Raw genomic sequence first — 16,504 nt, 5'->3', positions numbered from 1 at the left:
TCGAACCCCCGATACGTTGCCGTATACACACTTTCCAGGCGTGCTCCTTCAGCCACTCGGACACCTCACCATATTGTCGTTCCAGTGTTGCTGGAACGGGCGCTAATGTAAGGAAATCCGCCTTTTACGTCAATCACCTTTTCTAAAAAATCGTGCGTTTACACAAACTTCAAGCAACATGAGGCTTAATTAAGCAGAAACTGCTTTTTTTGCCAGCAGGCTTAAATTTGTTATGCTGATGATCCTTATGAAAATGATGATGATAAGTGCGAATAGATTCCGCATAACAACACGCAGGAGACAGTATGGAGATAATTTTCTATCACCCGACATTCGACACGCCATGGTGGCTGAACGCGTTGGCAAAAGCGATTCCTGGGGCTAACGTTCGCGAATGGAAAGAGGGGGATAACGCTCACGCGGATTATGCGCTGGTATGGCATCCTCCGGTGGAAATGCTGGCAGGTCGGAAGTTAAAAGCCGTATTCGCGCTGGGGGCCGGTGTCGATTCCATTCTGAGTAAGCTGAAAGCGCATCCAGAAATGCTGGCACCGTCCATTCCGTTGTTCCGCCTGGAAGATACGGGAATGGGGTTGCAGATGCAGGAATATGCAGTGAGCCAGGTATTACATTGGTTCCGTCGTTTTGATGACTATCAGGCTCAGAAGAATGAATCTGTGTGGAGGCCGCTGCCGGAATATTCTCGTGAGGAATTTACTATCGGCATCATGGGGGCTGGCGTGTTAGGCGCGAAAGTCGCCGAAAGTCTGCAGGCGTGGGGATTCCCGCTTCGTTGCTGGAGTCGTAGCCGCAAATCCTGGCCTGGAGTGGAAAGTTTTGCCGGTGAAGAGGAACTTGCAGCGTTTTTGAGCCAAACCCGGGTTCTGATTAATCTGCTGCCGAATACCGCGGAGACGGTGGGGATTATTCATGCCGGGCTGCTGGCGCAGTTGCAGGATGGGGCGTACGTGCTCAACCTGGCGCGTGGTGTTCACGTCAATGAAGACGATCTGCTGTCGGCGCTGGAGAGTGGAAAACTTAAGGGCGCAATGCTTGATGTGTTCAGCCGTGAACCATTGCCGAAAGAGAGCCCACTCTGGAAACACCCTCGCGTGGCGATGACGCCACATATCGCGGCGGTGACACGACCCGCCGAAGCGGTGAAATTTATTTCCCACACTATTTTGCAGCTGGAAAACGGTGAACCCGTGACAGGGCAAGTGGATCGCGAGCGAGGCTACTGATGGAAACCCGGTTAGCGCCGGGTTACGACTAAAAAACGGCGACGATTCCTGCTATCCTTGACGTAAAATGAATACAGGAGAAAGTGATGTATCCCGTTGACCTGCATATGCACACCGTCGCCAGCACCCACGCTTACAGCACTCTGAGTGACTATATCGCGGAAGCCAAACGTAAAGGTATCAAGCTGTTCGCTATTACGGATCATGGACCGGATATGGCTGATGCCCCGCATCACTGGCATTTCATTAATATGCGTATCTGGCCGCGTCTGGTTGATGGGGTAGGCATTCTGCGTGGCATTGAAGCCAACATTAAAAATATTGAGGGTGAGATTGACTGCACAGGTCCAATGCTCACCTCCCTGGATTTAATCATTGCAGGGTTCCATGAGCCGGTGTTTGCGCCGCACGATAAAGACACCAACACCCAGGCGATGATTGCCACCATGGCCAGTGGTCATGTGCACATTATTAGCCATCCGGGAAACCCCAAATATCCGGTTGATATTACAGCGATCGCACAGGCTGCCGCGAAATATCAGGTCGCATTGGAAATCAATAACTCCTCCTTCTTACATTCGCGTAAAGGCAGTGAAGAGAATTGTCGCGCCGTGGCAGCAGCAGTGCGTGATGCCGGGGGCTGGGTGGCATTAGGATCAGACTCCCATACGGCGTTCACGTTAGGGGAGTTTGCCGAGTGCCGAAAAATTCTCGACGAGGTGAACTTCCCGGAAGAGCGGGTTCTCAACGTTTCGCCAAAACGGTTGCTGACATTCCTGGAATCGCGTGGCATGGAACCAATCCCGGAATTTGCTGAACTTTAATTGAATTGTTAATAACTGGAATACCTAAATGAACGAGTTTTCTATCCTGTGTCGCGTGCTGGGATCGCTGTACTACCGCCAACCACAGGACCCTTTACTGGTTCCGCTGTTTACGCTGATTCGTGAAGGTAAATTGTCAGCCAGTTGGCCACTGGAACAAGATGATTTTTTGGCCCGGTTACAGAAAAGCTGTGATATGGCGCAACTGGCGGCAGATTATAATGCCTTGTTCGTCGGTGATGAGTGCGCGGTGCCGCCTTATCGCAGTGCATGGGTAGAAGGCGCTGCCGAGTCTGAGGTCCGGGCATTCCTTTCTGCTCGCGGAATGCCTCTGGCGGATACGCCGGCCGATCATCTTGGCACGTTGCTGTTGGCGGCATCATGGCTGGAAGATCAGTCAGCTGAAGATGAAAGTGAAGCGCTGGAAACCTTGTTCGTTGAATATCTGCTCCCCTGGTGCGGAACATTCCTGGGCAAAGTAGAAGCGCATGCAACGACGCCGTTCTGGCGTACGATGGCACCGCTGACACGTGATGCGATCAGCGCGATGTGGGACGAGTTGCAGGAAGACGCTGAAGAGTGAATGTGATCTGAATCACTGTTTACTGCAAGCTTAATGTAGTGCTTGCATGATTTGTGTGCGCGATCGCATTCGTATGCGGTTTTTCTGCTATGATGCGGCCCATGAACATACTTCTCTCCATTGCAATTACAACGGGCATTCTCTCCGGTATCTGGGGATGGGTGGCCGTGTCTCTGGGCTTGCTCAGTTGGGCCGGTTTTCTGGGGTGCACAGCCTATTTTGCGTGCCCTCAGGGCGGCTTGAAAGGGCTGGCGATGTCGGCATGTACGCTATTAAGCGGCATGGTATGGGCACTGGTGATCATTCATGGCAGTGCGCTTGCACCGCATCTTGAGATTGTCGGCTATATCATGACCGGAATTGTCGCGTTCCTGATGTGCATTCAGGCTAAGCAACTGTTGCTTTCCTTTGTTCCGGGGACCTTTATCGGGGCATGTGCGACGTTCGCAGGGCAGGGGGACTGGCGGCTGGTTTTGCCTTCGCTCGCCCTGGGGCTGGTTTTTGGCTACGCGATGAAAAACAGCGGACTCTGGCTGGCTTCCCGCCGGGAGCGAGGCGCATCGCAAGCGGTGCCCAGCAAATAAAACAAGCAAATAAAAAAAGCGTGAGAAGATCTCACGCTTTTTTTTGCTTTGAGTATCAGGATTCCGGAGGGACTGACAGATGGCGATATTTCACCAGAATGTCGTTCTGACGCTCTGATTTATTCTGCAGATCCCACAAACCGCGATCGATACCGTCATTAATCAGGAAGATAACACCTGTTTCAATAGCAGACATCAGACATAGCATGACCGGTTCGTTAGAGGTGTAGCCAATCTCACCTTCCAGCAGACGTTGATAATCGATGAAGCGGAATACCCCTGCCTGGACTTCATAAGACAGGATGGTCTTGCTGGTGTTTACGGAGGAGAGGATCTCACCGGTACTGACGTTAACCACGCGCAGGTTGACGGCAATTTGATCAAGCTGGTACTGCGTGTCCGCACCAATACCAAAGTACCGGGCGCCCACACCACCTGATTTCACATTGCTTTCATAGCCGATGATCGACCCTTCCACCATAATATTCGCAGCAGTCAATGATTGCAGCGGTATACGGTTATTGATGGCAACGGTGCCATTTTCTTGCGCTGCGCGAATGATTTTACGTTCGTTCAGCAGGTTTTGCAGTCCCTGACGTTCCAGCGGGACGAACCAACGAGAATCTTTTAGCGCTGTCACCAGCATGGCAGTAGCACTCTGTGGCACTGCGGTTGAGAAGTTACTTGCCGGATAAGGTTTAAATTGTCCGGTTTCATCCTGGATATTGTAAACCGAGACAAAAATCTTACCTGTCGGCATAGGCAAATGCGTCAAGTCTTTATAACTTTGCGCACGGGGCATTAATGTCGGCTTAGCGGCTTCTTTAGGCGGGGCGGTTAAGCATCCGCTCAGTAAGCATACGGCAACCAAAATCAGTAAGCGCTGCATGATTATTGTCCTTTTGTGGCTGATGCTTAAAAATCGGTTGAATTTGTTTGTAAACCTGACACCTCAATGGTGGAGACTTTACCTGTTTTTCTGTCTGTGACATTCAACTTCAGTTGACCATCCGTATTGGATATATCAATGATGAAATCACTGGTCACCATCCTGCCGGGTTTCCCGGTATTAATATTGGTGAGTAACCCCCCCAGTATTTGCGACTGAATTGCCTGGGTGAAGTTATCTAACGCAGAGGGTGTTTCAATCCCAAAGTCGTCATCGAAATCAGGATCTTTATAGGAGTTCTGCGCCTGGGCGCTGTTTAATAGAAATGCCCCATTATTGGGGTTTCCGCCAAAGTTAGGATTTCGGAACTGGAATGTCATATTGCCAGCCCAACTGAGTGGCGAAATAATCATGAGTATAACTACTGCATGTTTAACACGCATGACAGCCTCCGGACAAAGAATATGTATTAGAATTCATCACGCGCTAAATCACCGGTGCCTAATAGCGTTTGGTCTATTTGCCGGCGATTTAATGCATCCTCAGTTTCTGTTAGTGCGAAGACAACCGTTCGCTCGAAGTCTCGTTTCGTCGGGAATAAAAATGTCTGGAAGATAACGTCCTGGTTTACCGTTATGGTGATCCAACTTCCCCAACGCGCACTGGGTCTTTCATTTATGGTTAAGTTGCCTGTGTATTTACTTTCCCACTTATCGCTAAAGGCACGATAAAAATCATGCCCAATTGACGAAACCGTGTGGTCAGTTAACAATCCGGGAACCTCGACTTCAACTGCGTGTAGATTCCCGGAGGCAAGGAGTAATTCAGCCGCTACAATCCAGGTCAGATAGCGTTTCATGGCTTTACCGCCTGAGGTTATCGTTTGCCCACGAAACCGCCTGTGTTCGGTTTTTGACTGCTATCTTCTTGAAAAGATTATAAAGGTGCGTCTTGACCGTGTTTTCGCTGATAAACAGCGAACGAGCGATTTCAATATTTGACGCGCCGATACGTAGCTTATTAAGGATCTCTTTTTCGCGGTGCGTGAGAAGTGCCGACTCTGTGCTGTTATAGCGATAGTTTCCTGAATGCGTTATCAGGTAACTGGCCAGTTTCTGCGAAAAGTAGCATTCACCGCGCAAGACCCCTTGCAATCCGTTTACGACACGCTCTTCATCTTCTGCTGCGTAAAACACGCCATTGATATGAGGCCAGTTTTCAATATCCCTGTACGGATAATCGTCGGGAGTATTCAACAATAATGTTTTTAAATTATTGTTTTTCCGGCTTAAGTTGTCTTGCCAGTAATGGATGAGCTTTTTATCGGCTTCCATCATATCCAGTAAAACAATGCAGCTGGCAGAGATATCATCCAGAGAACGTTGAATATTGTGCAGTTTTCCGGTTAACGCCAGAGATTGCTTTAAATGTTGCAATAGGGCCGTAGCTTGCAGGGACGGTTTAGTGATCAACAATAATGTATGACCATGAATACTATGGACTTCATTAAACATGATGAAACCCCACTTTTTTTTAGTCGCACACCTGACAGCTACCTCTACTAAAATAGAGGCACCAGAAGTACTGACAGATGTTGCACTGCTGTTTGTAGAAATAAATCAGCCCTAATGGGCAAAATATAAAACTAATGGACTACATCTGATTTCAATCTAGTCATTACAAACCTTAAAGCAAGTGTTAAACTTGTAACTAAATGTAAAATTATATATTAATATGTTAATCATAAGGTTTTTTTAAGATTAGATTTGATAAGAAAGTTGTACATTTTGCCGTTATTGCATAGATTTAAAAAATCATACAAATTATATTAAGCTATTGATTTTAATGTGATTATATAATTTTGACTTACGACTTTTTTCCTTTTTTATTTTAAAGAATTCGTTCTGGATTCCAGCGATCATTTTTAAGTGCAAAAAAACGTGGCTTGTAACGACTCGTGCTGCAAGACTATCTTTCGCGCTACAGAACCCCATTAAAATGTACCGGGAACGCCAGTTTTCCCCTTTGCATAGAAATGCAATTCGCCCTGGCTTTGAAAAATAAAAACGACGGAAATAACAGCGGGATTAGTGCCTAATTAGTACTTTGGTGTGAACAGAAATATCAAAATACCACTCGCGGGTGAGTTATTTAAAATGTTTCCGCAGACATACTCTTCATCGTAACGCGTCGTTAACAAAAAACGAACTGCGTTAACAATAAATTTGACAAGTTTTTTAATTTATCTTCATGTACGACCAGGTCCAGGGTGACAACATGAAAAACAAATTGTTATTTATGATGTTAACAATACTGGGTGCGCCTGGGATTGCAGCCGCGACAAGTTATGATATGGCAGCATCAGAATATAACTTTGCGGTAAATGAATTAAGCAAAACTTCATTTAATCAGGCAGCCATTATTGGTCAAGTTGGCACGAATAATAGTGCAAATGTTCGCCAGGACGGCTCAAAACAGTTGTCCGTCGTTTCACAAGAAGGTGGAAATAACCGGGCGAAGGTTGACCAATCAGGAGCTTATAACCTTGCGTACATTGATCAGAAGGGTAACTCTAATGATGCAAGTATATCGCAAGGTTCATATGGTAATACAGCGATGATTATCCAGAAAGGCTCTGGAAATAAAGCAAATATTACTCAGTATGGTACGCAAAAAACAGCAGTTGTGGTGCAGAGACAGTCGCAAATGGCTATTCGCGTTATTCAACGTTAATACTTTTTGCGACGTTTAAATCAATCCGATGGGGGTTTACCATGAAACTTTTCAAAGTGGCAGCTATTGCAGCAATCGTAGTTTCTGGCAGTGCTCTGGCTGGTGTTGTTCCGCAATATGGCGGCGGCGGTAATGGTGGTTGGCCTGGACATGGCGACAACGGCCCGAATTCACATTTGAGCATTTACCAGTACGGTGGTGGTAACTCAGCTGTCGCCTTGCAATCTAATGCTAAAAACTCTGATCTGACGATTACTCAACACGGCGGCGGAAACGGTGCAGATGTTGGTCAGGGTTCTGATGACAGCTCTATCGATCTGCTGCAAAAAGGCTTCGGCAACAGCGCGACTCTCGACCAGTGGAACGGCAAAGAGTCCACTATGTCTGTTAAACAGTTCGGTGGTGGTAACGGTGCGCTGGTGGATCAGACTGCTTCTGGCTCGGATGTGACCATCAAACAGGTTGGCTTTGGCAACAATGCGACAGCCCATCAGTACTAATACAGAATCTGTATTATAGAAAACAGGGCGAATGCCCTGTTTTTTTTCGGGAGGACATTATGCATACGTTATTACTCCTTGCAGCGCTTACCAACCAAATTACCTTCAACACGACTCAGCAGGGTGAAATGTACACCATCATCCCTCAGGTTACGCTTACGCAGCCCTGTATGTGTCAGGTACAAATTGTCTCTTTGCGAGAGGGGGGTTCGGGGCAAAGTCGCACACAGCAGAGAAAGACGCTTTCTTTACCCGCTAATCAACCGATTGATTTAACTAAACTGAGTTTAAATATTTCAGCGGGGGACTCCGTTAAAATTGTAGTGACCGTTTCGGACGGACAAACACTGCATTTATCTCAGGAATGGCCGTCCTCTGCGACATCGTCATAATCATCTGATTTATTACTATAAATGATATGGCAGGGGGGCGATTGTTGTTCTATCAATATAAAGAGGCGTCCACACTCCTGGTGTGAACCGCCGTATTAGCGATAAAGGAAAACACCGAACCCTCAAGGATGAATTTTCATTGAGGAGCGTTATCATGTTTTCACGTTGGCCCAGGCATTTTCTGACGATGAGCATGGCTGCTCTTATTTTTTTTTCTGTCCCGACAATGGCTCAGCAGGAAGTACAAGGCGGTATTATTCATTTTCGTGGTGAAATCGTTGAGTCTCCTTGTGATGTTTCCTCCAGGCAGCAGCAGGTTTCCCTGTCTTGTGCGCATAATGGCGCGATGAAAACCAATCAGTTTACCCTCCAGCAGGTGTCGACCGCGCCTCAACAGATTCAGCAGATTGCCAACGTGAAAATGCAGTATCTTAATGCGCAAAAAAACATGGCGATTTTGAGTATTGAGTACAAATAGGCCGCTGAAACGGCAGCAACGCAAACTGTCATTAAAAAGCGCGATTTCATTGAAACCCCTGCTGTACACTTAGAAGATAGACTCAGGTTAGGGGGATTTATGAAATCGCGTGTTCATGTTCTACAGGGTGACATTACGCAGGTGGCTGTCGATGTGATCGTTAATGCCGCAAACTCATCATTACTGGGGGGCGGGGGCGTTGATGGCGCAATTCATCGTGCCGCAGGCCCGGCACTGCTTGAAGCGTGCAAAAAAGTGAGGCAGCAGATGGGCGAATGTCCTGCGGGCCATGCCGTTATCACCCTGGCGGGCGATCTCCCCGCTAAAGCCGTTATCCACGCAGTCGGTCCGGTCTGGCAGGGTGGGGAGCACCGTGAAGCGGAACTGCTGGAAGATGCTTATCTGAATAGCCTGCAACTGGCGCTGGCCAACGGTTACAACTCCATTGCTTTTCCTGCCATCAGCACGGGTGCGTATGGGTATCCGCGCGCAGCGGCTGCTGAGATTGCCGTGAAAACGGTGTCGAAATTTCTTATCCGTCGCGCCTTGCCCGATCAGGTTTACTTCGTTTGTTATGATGAGGAAAATGCTCACTTGTACTCACGCTTGCTGACTCAACAGGGTGATGAGGATACCTTCTGAGATGACGCGACTTGAACGAGCGGTCGCGCCTCTTTGTTCAAGCCATCCTGGCGAGTGCGGAATTCTTGCGCTGAGTGATGGCCTGGATGCCTTCGCCGCCCGTTACCGGCTTACTGAAATGGCAGAACGTACCCTGGATGTGCAGTATTACATTTGGGAAAACGACATGTCCGGGCGTTTGCTTTTTTCGGTGTTGATGGCAGCGGCAAATCGGGGTGTCCACGTTCGCCTGCTGTTAGATGATAACAATACCCCAGGGCTGGACGATACGCTCCAGTTGCTGGACAACCATCCTAATATTGAAGTCCGCCTGTTTAATCCGTTCTCGTTTCGCACGCTGCGCGTACTGGGATATTTAACCGATTTTGCGCGGCTGAACCGCCGTATGCACAACAAAAGCTATACGGCGGATGGGGTTATCACACTGGTCGGCGGGCGAAACATTGGTGACGCCTATTTCGGTGCAGGGGAGGAGCCACTGTTTTCCGATCTTGACGTGATGGCCGTCGGTCCGGTGGTGAAAGAGGTGGCCGATGATTTTGAGCGTTACTGGCATTGTGGATCGGTTTCTACCCTGCAGGATGTGCTGGAACTGCCCGAACGCGAGCATCTTCACCATCTCGACTTCCCTGAATCCTGGTATAACGACGACATGACTGGCCGTTACTTGAATAAACTGGAGACCAGCCAGTTTATGTCGCACCTTGATGGCGGTTCGCTACCTTTGATTTGGGCGAAAACACGGCTTCTTAGCGATGATCCTTCAAAAGGCGAAGGGAAAGCCCAGCGTCATTCGCTGCTGCCGCAACGATTGTTTGATGTGATGGGCTCTCCGTCAAAGCGAATCGATATTATCTCAGCCTATTTTGTCCCGACCCGCGCTGGTGTTATTCAACTGCTGCAACTGGTCAGGAAAGGCGTCAGGATAGCGATTCTGACCAATTCTCTGGCGGCGAATGATGTGGCGGTTGTCCATGCGGGGTATGCACGCTGGCGCAAAAAATTGCTTCGCTACGGAATTGAGTTGTATGAACTGAAGCCGACCAACACGCGTGACGCAGGGCTTCACGATCGTGGATTAACGGGAAACTCTGGCTCCAGTCTGCATGCAAAAACCTTCAGTATTGATGGTAATAAAGTGTTCATCGGCTCGCTTAATTTTGATCCTCGCTCGACGTTACTGAATACCGAAATGGGATTTGTCATAGAAAGTGAGGCCCTGGCGTCGCTTATTCATGAGCGTTTTATACAACGGCAGCGCGATTCAGCCTGGCAACTGCGTCTGGACAAGTGGGGGCGCGTCAATTGGGTCGATCGCCAGCAGAGCGAAGAGGTGGTACTGAAAAAAGAACCCGCCACAGGATTCTGGAAGCGGGTTCAGGTGCGACTGGCGTCGTTATTACCGATTGAATGGTTGCTCTAAACTAAACTCCACATATTGGGAGTTAATTAGCCACCGCATCGTTTTTATCGCGTTTAACCGGCGGTTTGCCCGAAAACAAAAATTTCAACAACGGTACGCGTAAATGGATTTCATACAGAATTAACGCAATACCAATGACAAAGACCAGACCGCATATAAATCCGAGCAGGTTAGATGAAATATGTGGGGTGATGTAGGCCCCGAAAAACAGTGTTAAGGGGTGGTGTACCAGGTAGATAAAGAGCGACGCATTGACAAAATAGGTGACGCGAGCCGATTGAAAATTCAGTAAACGGTGCCCCAGAGAAAAGACCACATTCACCATCCACAGCCCCATCACCATGGTAATCACATACTCCGCTTCATACATCCAGGCATCGCCGTTGCCGTAATGCTGGTTCAGCAGATAGGCCGCAAAGGCAAGGCCTGCGGCAATGGTGCATCCGCGTGAAGGCGTCGTGAAGAGCGCTTTCAAATGAGGCGAGATAAACGCCAGCGCGCCCAGCATGAAAAAGGGAACGTAAAACAAGGTTTGCATGACGATGAAATTGAACAGGCCGTCACTGAGTATGGGCGGATAAAGGACAAGAATAGTGCGTCTGACGACCGCGTAACCCACGCCGAGTAAGAAAAAGATGAAGGTCAGTTTCGGCATGGAAATATGTGTCATCAACGTGTTTTCAGCGGCGTCCAGACGTTTTTTAATTTGGGTAAATACCCACATGCTCAGCGTTGTTAATACCACCAGTACCAGCAAAAACCAGAGATGAGAAATTAATTCCCAGGCCAGCGCATTATATTTATCGTAAGCCGAGAGGGTATGCCAGCTGTCCGCCTTTCCTTTGACATATTGCAACATAATAAATTGTGGCAATGTGAGTAGTGGAATGGCGGTCAACATGGGAATTCCCACGCGTTCTACGCGGACCTTCCACCAGCGTTTTAAGGGATAACGCAGGAATAGCATGTATGAAAAATAACCCGAAATAACAAAAAAGACCTGCATGCGAAACGCATGGACAAAGTCATTAAACAGCGTAAGCCACCACGACGGCTCCGCACTGTTCACATGCCATGTATGACCTGAATATATCAGTGAGATATGAAAGGGGATCCCCAACAACATCAGCCAGGCGCGGATGGAGTCAAGAAAGTATTCACGTTGCGGGGGTACTGGATTCATAGATGGACACGCATTCTCAGACTTTTCGTCTTATCCCGAAGACAAATTATGGTTACATTCGAAGGCAACCCTACACCAAGTCCAACAACCTGTCTCCAGGATAAGCACTGAAAGTGAAGATGGGCGTATGAACCTGCTTAATCCATGAGCCAGCGCGCTGAACGATGGCTCGATTCAGTTGTCGGAATGCCTGATTATCCATTAAAATGGATCGGATCGATATAAGCACACAAAGGGGGAAGTGCTTACTTATTATGAAACATAAACTACAAATGATGAAAATGCGTTGGTTGAGTGCGGCCGTCATGTTAACGCTGTACACGTCGTCGAGCTGGGCGTTCAGTATTGATGATGTGGCGAAGCAGGCTCAATCCTTAGCCGGTAAAGGCTATGAGGCGCCGAAAAGTAACTTGCCCTCCGTTTTCCGCGACATGAAATATGCGGATTATCAGCAGATCCAGTTTAATTACGACAAAGCCTACTGGAGCAATCTCAAAACCCCATTCAAGCTCGAGTTCTACCACCAGGGTATGTACTTCGACACACCAGTCAAGATCAACGAAGTGACCGCAACAGCGGTAAAACGCATTAAATATAGCCCAGATTATTTTAATTTTGGCGATGTGCAGCATGACAAAGACACCGTAAAAGATCTCGGATTTGCCGGGTTCAAAGTGCTGTATCCGATCAACAGCAAAGATAAAAACGATGAAATCGTCAGCATGCTCGGCGCCAGCTATTTTCGTGTGATTGGTGCAGGTCAGGTTTATGGTCTGTCTGCCCGTGGTCTGGCGATCGATACCGCGCTGCCATCTGGCGAAGAGTTTCCCCGCTTCCGCGAGTTCTGGATCGAACGACCAAAACAGACAGACAAACGTCTGACTATTTATGCATTGCTGGATTCTCCGCGTGCGACAGGGGCTTATCGTTTTGTGATCATGCCTGGGCGTGACACCGTGGTGGATGTGCAGTCTAAAGTCTATCTGCGCGACAAAGTCGGCAAGCTGGGCGTTGCGCCATTAACCAGTATGTTCTTGTTTGGACCTAACCAGCCGTCTCCGGCAACGAACTATCGTCCGGAACTTCACGACTCTAACGGTTTGTCCATCCACGCCGGTAATGGCGAGTGGATTTGGCGTCCGCTGAACAACCCGAAACATCTCGCGGTGAGCAGCTTTGCCATGGAAAACCCGCAAGGGTTTGGCCTGTTGCAGCGTGGCCGCCAGTTCTCTCGTTTTGAAGATTTAAACGACCGCTATGACCTGCGTCCAAGCGCCTGGATCACCCCGAAAGGCGATTGGGGCAAAGGGAAAATCGAACTGGTTGAAATTCCAACCAATGACGAAACCAACGACAACATCGTGGCTTACTGGACGCCGGATCAATTGCCAGAAGCCGGCAAAGAGATGAACTTCAAGTACACCCTGACGTTCAGCCGTGACGAAGACAAACTTCACGCGCCGGATAACGCCTGGGTGCAGCAGACCCGTCGTTCAACCGGGGATGTGAAGCAATCTAACCTTATTCGACAGCCTGACGGCACCATCGCGTTTGTTGTGGACTTCGCCGGTACGGACATGAAAAAACTGCCGCAGGATACTCCGGTAACTGCACAAACCAGTATTGGCGATAACGGTGAAATTGTTGACAGCAGTGTGCGCTACAATCCAGTTACCAAAGGATGGCGTTTAATGCTGCGCGTGAAAGTGAAAGATGCGAAGCAACCTACTGAAATGCGCGCTGCATTGGTCAATGTCGATCAGCCGCTGAGCGAAACCTGGAGCTACCAGTTACCTGCCAATGAATAACACTACTGAGTATATTGACGCGCTGCCGCTTTCAGATATTGAGAAAGCGGCGTTGCCGAAAACTGACATCCGCGCCGTACACGAGGCGCTGGATGCTGAGCATCGTACTTACCCCCGAGAAGACGATTCGCCGCAGGGATCGGTTAAAGCGCGCCTGGAGCAGGCCTGGCCGGAGTCGCTGGCTGAAGGGCAACTGATTAAGGATGATGAAGGGCGTGACCAGTTGCAGGCAATGCCGAAAGCGACGCGTTCCTCAATGTTTCCCGATCCCTGGCGCACCAACCCCGTGGGACGTTTCTGGGACCGTTTACGTGGACGCGACGTTACGCCGCGGTATCTTTCCCGCCTGACGAAAGAAGAGCAGGAAAACGAACAAAAGTGGCGTACCGTCGGCACAATCCGTCGCTACACGCTTTTATTGTTGACCCTGGCGCAAACGGTTGTCGCCACCTGGTATATGAAGACTATTCTTCCTTATCAGGGGTGGGCGTTGATCAACCCTTCCGACATGATCGGGCAAGATCTGCTGGTCTCCTTTATGCAGTTGCTGCCGTACATCCTGCAAACCGGGATCCTGATCCTGTTTGCCGTGTTGTTCTGCTGGGTCTCTGCGGGATTCTGGACCGCGTTGATGGGCTTCCTGCAACTGCTCATCGGTCGTGACAAATACAGTATTTCGGCGTCAACGGTAGGGGACGAACCCCTTAACCCTGAACACCGTACTGCGTTGATCATGCCTATCTGCAACGAAGACGTCGACCGTGTATTCGCAGGTCTGCGTGCCACGTGGGAGTCAGTTAAGGCAACCGGCAATGCGGCGCATTTTGATGTCTACATTCTGAGCGATAGCTACAATCCGGACATCTGCGTGGCAGAGCAAAAAGCGTGGATGGAGCTGATTGCCGAAGTGCAGGGCGAGGGGCAGATCTTCTACCGCCGCCGTCGTCGTCGTGTTAAGCGTAAAAGCGGAAACATCGATGATTTCTGCCGTCGCTGGGGTAATCAGTACAGCTATATGGTGGTGCTGGATGCCGACTCGGTGATGACCGGTGAGTGTCTGACCGGACTGGTGCGTTTGATGGAAGCGAACCCGAATGCCGGGATTATCCAGTCTTCGCCGAAAGCCTCCGGGATGGATACCCTGTATGCGCGCTGCCAGCAGTTTGCGACCCGTGTTTATGGACCGTTGTTTACTGCCGGGCTGCACTTCTGGCAACTGGGCGAGTCGCATTACTGGGGCCATAACGCCATTATCCGCGTGAAACCGTTTATCGAACATTGCGCGCTGGCACCGCTGCCGGGTGAAGGATCGTTTGCGGGTTCTATCCTCTCTCACGACTTTGTGGAAGCAGCGCTGATGCGTCGTGCAGGGTGGGGCGTCTGGATTGCCTACGACCTGCCGGGATCTTATGAAGAACTCCCGCCAAACCTGCTGGATGAACTCAAGCGTGACCGTCGCTGGTGTCATGGCAACCTGATGAACTTCCGCCTGTTTTTGGTGAAAGGGATGCATCCGGTTCACCGTGCGGTGTTCCTGACCGGGGTGATGTCTTATCTGTCTGCGCCGCTGTGGTTTATGTTCCTTGCGCTCTCAACCGCGTTGCAGGTAGTACACGCATTGACGGAGCCGCAATACTTCCTGCAGCCGCGTCAGCTGTTCCCGGTCTGGCCGCAGTGGCGTCCTGAGCTGGCCATCGCCCTGTTTGCCTCCACCATGGTGCTGTTGTTCCTGCCTAAACTGCTGAGTATTTTGCTCATCTGGTGTAAAGGGACAAAAGAGTACGGTGGCTTTGTTCGCGTGACGTTATCGCTGTTGCTGGAGGTGTTATTCTCCGTGCTGCTGGCGCCTGTACGTATGCTGTTCCATACGGTGTTCGTGGTGAGCGCATTCCTCGGATGGGAAGTGGTCTGGAACTCGCCGCAGCGTGATGACGATTCCACCCCGTGGGGCGAAGCCTTTATGCGTCATGGTTCTCAGCTGCTGCTGGGCCTGGTGTGGGCTGTCGGTATGGCCTGGCTGGATTTACGTTTTCTGTTCTGGCTGGCGCCGATTGTCTTTTCGCTGATCCTGTCACCGTTTGTTTCGGTGATCTCCAGCCGTTCAACGGTGGGTCTGCGCACCAAGCGCTGGAAGCTGTTCCTGATCCCGGAAGAGTACTCGCCGCCACAGGTGCTGGTGGATACCGATAAGTATCTGTCGATGAACCGTAACCGGTCGCTGGACGATGGTTTCATGCATGCCGTGTTTAACCCGTCATTCAATGCGCTGGCGACGGCGATGGCAACGGCCCGTCACCGTGCGAGTCAGGTGCTGGAGATTGCGCGTGATCGTCACGTGGAACAGGCGCTGAACGAAACGCCTGAGAAACTGAATCGCGACCGCCGTCTGGTGCTATTGAGTGACCCGGTGACGATGGCGCGTTTACACTATCGTGTCTGGAATTCACCTGAGCGATATTCGTCATGGGTGAATTACTATCAGGGAATTACTCTGAACCCGCAGGCGCTCAGGAAGAAGTAAACGAAGCGAGATGAAAATACCGGCCAGGTGCCGGTATTTTTTTTGGGCTCAATAAATGATTGATGAGGTATCCAGTGCGAACACTGGCAGTAGGCATCATGGTGCTGTTACTTAGCGGTTGCGGCAGCATTATTAGCAGAACCATTCCCGGTCAGGGGCATGGCAACCAATACTATCCCGGTGTGCAGTGGGATGTTCGGGATTCGGCATGGCGCTATGTCACCATTCTCGATCTGCCCTTTTCCCTGGTGTTTGATACGCTGTTGCTCCCGCTGGATATTCACCACGGCCCCTATGAATAACTAGCGCTCATCCCATTCATCGGCGGCGGTTTGCCCCTCTTCGGTATCAAGTGGCGGTTCAAGCTGGAATTCACCTTCATCCCATTCATGAAGGGTATTCTCCTCCTGCCACTCCTGTCGAATCTCAATCTCATCATAATCGCCGTCAAAGACACTTTGCGCCGCTTCGCCGCTCAGCATAGGCAGACACTCACCTTCTTCACCTTCGTCGGCAAAAAATTCGGCCTGCCACATGATGTCGCCATCCTGCAGTACGTATTTTTGCACGTTGAGCTGTTGAACATTCGCTTCATCTTGCTCGAGGCCTGAGTCAGCCAGAAATTCTTCACGGGCTGCGTCGATGGCTTCTTCCAGCGTGGCATACATGGTCATCAGTGTCTCCCTTTGATTTGACGAGG

General features: G+C 49.8%; 18 protein-coding genes and 1 pseudogene. 13 read left to right on the top strand and 6 right to left on the bottom strand.

Annotation, left to right across the window (positions count from 1 at the left end):
- The first annotated feature begins 305 nt into the window (after nt 1–305).
- The 4 genes and pseudogenes from ghrA to AC07NP_RS06980 all read left to right on the top strand — a co-directional run bounded on the left by ghrA (nt 306) and on the right by AC07NP_RS06980 (nt 3,248).
- Entirely contained in the window at nt 306–1,244 is a 939-nt protein-coding gene (gene ghrA, locus AC07NP_RS06995; protein WP_494659982.1) for a glyoxylate/hydroxypyruvate reductase GhrA, read from the top strand.
- Nucleotides 1,245–1,330: 86 nt separating this feature from the next.
- Nucleotides 1,331–2,068: a phosphatase gene (locus AC07NP_RS06990; protein WP_494659981.1), complete on the top strand. Its 738-nt coding sequence runs from the start codon at nt 1,331–1,333 to the stop codon at nt 2,066–2,068.
- Nucleotides 2,069–2,096: 28 nt separating this feature from the next.
- Nucleotides 2,097–2,651, top strand: coding sequence for a TorD/DmsD family molecular chaperone (locus AC07NP_RS06985; protein WP_203358204.1), 555 nt, complete (start codon nt 2,097–2,099; stop codon nt 2,649–2,651).
- Nucleotides 2,652–2,752: 101 nt separating this feature from the next.
- Nucleotides 2,753–3,248, top strand: a pseudogene (locus AC07NP_RS06980) (DUF1097 domain-containing protein).
- Between the two features lie 42 nt (nt 3,249–3,290).
- Here the strand turns inward: AC07NP_RS06980 and csgG are convergent.
- From csgG to csgD, 4 genes are read right to left on the bottom strand one after another with little or no spacing between them, the layout of a single operon-like run.
- On the bottom strand, nt 3,291–4,124 hold the full coding sequence (csgG, locus tag AC07NP_RS06975; protein ID WP_203358202.1) for a curli production assembly/transport protein CsgG: 834 nt from the start codon (nt 4,122–4,124) through the stop codon (nt 3,291–3,293).
- A 26-nt stretch (nt 4,125–4,150) separates the two neighbouring features.
- On the bottom strand, nt 4,151–4,567 hold the full coding sequence (gene csgF, locus AC07NP_RS06970) for a curli production assembly/transport protein CsgF (protein ID WP_203358201.1): 417 nt from the start codon (nt 4,565–4,567) through the stop codon (nt 4,151–4,153).
- 26 nt (nt 4,568–4,593) lie between these two features.
- Nucleotides 4,594–4,983, bottom strand: a complete 390-nt coding sequence (csgE, locus tag AC07NP_RS06965) for a curli production assembly/transport protein CsgE (RefSeq protein WP_203358200.1) — start codon at nt 4,981–4,983, stop codon at nt 4,594–4,596.
- Between the two features lie 4 nt (nt 4,984–4,987).
- Nucleotides 4,988–5,638: a biofilm master transcriptional regulator CsgD gene (csgD, locus tag AC07NP_RS06960; RefSeq protein ID WP_192611845.1), complete on the bottom strand. Its 651-nt coding sequence runs from the start codon at nt 5,636–5,638 to the stop codon at nt 4,988–4,990.
- Between the two features lie 763 nt (nt 5,639–6,401).
- Here csgD and csgB point away from each other — a divergent pair.
- From csgB to AC07NP_RS06930, 6 genes are all read left to right on the top strand, one after another.
- Entirely contained in the window at nt 6,402–6,857 is a 456-nt protein-coding gene (gene csgB, locus AC07NP_RS06955; protein ID WP_490467960.1) for a curli minor subunit CsgB, read from the top strand.
- A 41-nt stretch (nt 6,858–6,898) separates the two neighbouring features.
- The gene (csgA, locus tag AC07NP_RS06950) at nt 6,899–7,357 is read left to right on the top strand and encodes a curli major subunit CsgA (protein ID WP_203358198.1); all 459 of its coding nucleotides are present in this window, start codon (nt 6,899–6,901) and stop codon (nt 7,355–7,357) included.
- 59 nt (nt 7,358–7,416) lie between these two features.
- Nucleotides 7,417–7,749, top strand: coding sequence for a curli assembly chaperone CsgC (gene csgC, locus AC07NP_RS06945; RefSeq protein ID WP_494659980.1), 333 nt, complete (start codon nt 7,417–7,419; stop codon nt 7,747–7,749).
- Between the two features lie 154 nt (nt 7,750–7,903).
- Nucleotides 7,904–8,227, top strand: a complete 324-nt coding sequence (locus AC07NP_RS06940) for a YmdA family protein (protein ID WP_494659979.1) — start codon at nt 7,904–7,906, stop codon at nt 8,225–8,227.
- A gap of 99 nt (nt 8,228–8,326) precedes the next feature.
- Nucleotides 8,327–8,869: an O-acetyl-ADP-ribose deacetylase gene (gene ymdB / locus AC07NP_RS06935; protein WP_494659978.1), complete on the top strand. Its 543-nt coding sequence runs from the start codon at nt 8,327–8,329 to the stop codon at nt 8,867–8,869.
- Nucleotides 8,853–10,292, top strand: coding sequence for a phospholipase D family protein (locus AC07NP_RS06930; protein WP_494659977.1), 1,440 nt, complete (start codon nt 8,853–8,855; stop codon nt 10,290–10,292). Before ymdB ends, AC07NP_RS06930 begins: the two co-directional genes overlap by 17 nt.
- Nucleotides 10,293–10,314: 22 nt before the next feature.
- Here the strand turns inward: AC07NP_RS06930 and mdoC are convergent, their stop codons facing one another.
- Nucleotides 10,315–11,475, bottom strand: a complete 1,161-nt coding sequence (mdoC, locus tag AC07NP_RS06925) for a glucans biosynthesis protein MdoC (protein WP_494659976.1) — start codon at nt 11,473–11,475, stop codon at nt 10,315–10,317.
- A 272-nt stretch (nt 11,476–11,747) separates the two neighbouring features.
- Here mdoC and mdoG point away from each other — a divergent pair, with 272 nt between their 5' ends.
- The 3 genes from mdoG to AC07NP_RS06910 all read left to right on the top strand — a co-directional run bounded on the left by mdoG (nt 11,748) and on the right by AC07NP_RS06910 (nt 16,106).
- On the top strand, nt 11,748–13,283 hold the full coding sequence (mdoG, locus tag AC07NP_RS06920; protein WP_494659975.1) for a glucans biosynthesis protein MdoG: 1,536 nt from the start codon (nt 11,748–11,750) through the stop codon (nt 13,281–13,283).
- Entirely contained in the window at nt 13,276–15,804 is a 2,529-nt protein-coding gene (gene mdoH, locus AC07NP_RS06915) for a glucans biosynthesis glucosyltransferase MdoH (protein WP_494659974.1), read from the top strand. The genes mdoG and mdoH overlap by 8 nt, the downstream gene beginning before the upstream one ends.
- Before the next feature lie 62 nt (nt 15,805–15,866).
- The gene (locus AC07NP_RS06910; RefSeq protein ID WP_370552275.1) at nt 15,867–16,106 is read left to right on the top strand and encodes a YceK/YidQ family lipoprotein; all 240 of its coding nucleotides are present in this window, start codon (nt 15,867–15,869) and stop codon (nt 16,104–16,106) included.
- Here the strand turns inward: AC07NP_RS06910 and AC07NP_RS06905 are convergent, their stop codons facing one another.
- Nucleotides 16,107–16,478 carry a MysB family protein gene (locus AC07NP_RS06905; protein ID WP_494659973.1) on the bottom strand — a complete coding sequence of 124 codons (372 nt, stop codon included), beginning with the start codon at nt 16,476–16,478 and terminating at the stop codon, nt 16,107–16,109.
- Between the last annotated feature and the right edge of the window lie 26 nt (nt 16,479–16,504).

Source organism: Citrobacter sp. GW821-FHT07H02, assembly GCF_059418505.1.
The sequence above is the reverse complement of the archived record's forward strand: the minus strand, read 5'-3'. Positions and strand labels throughout refer to the sequence as shown.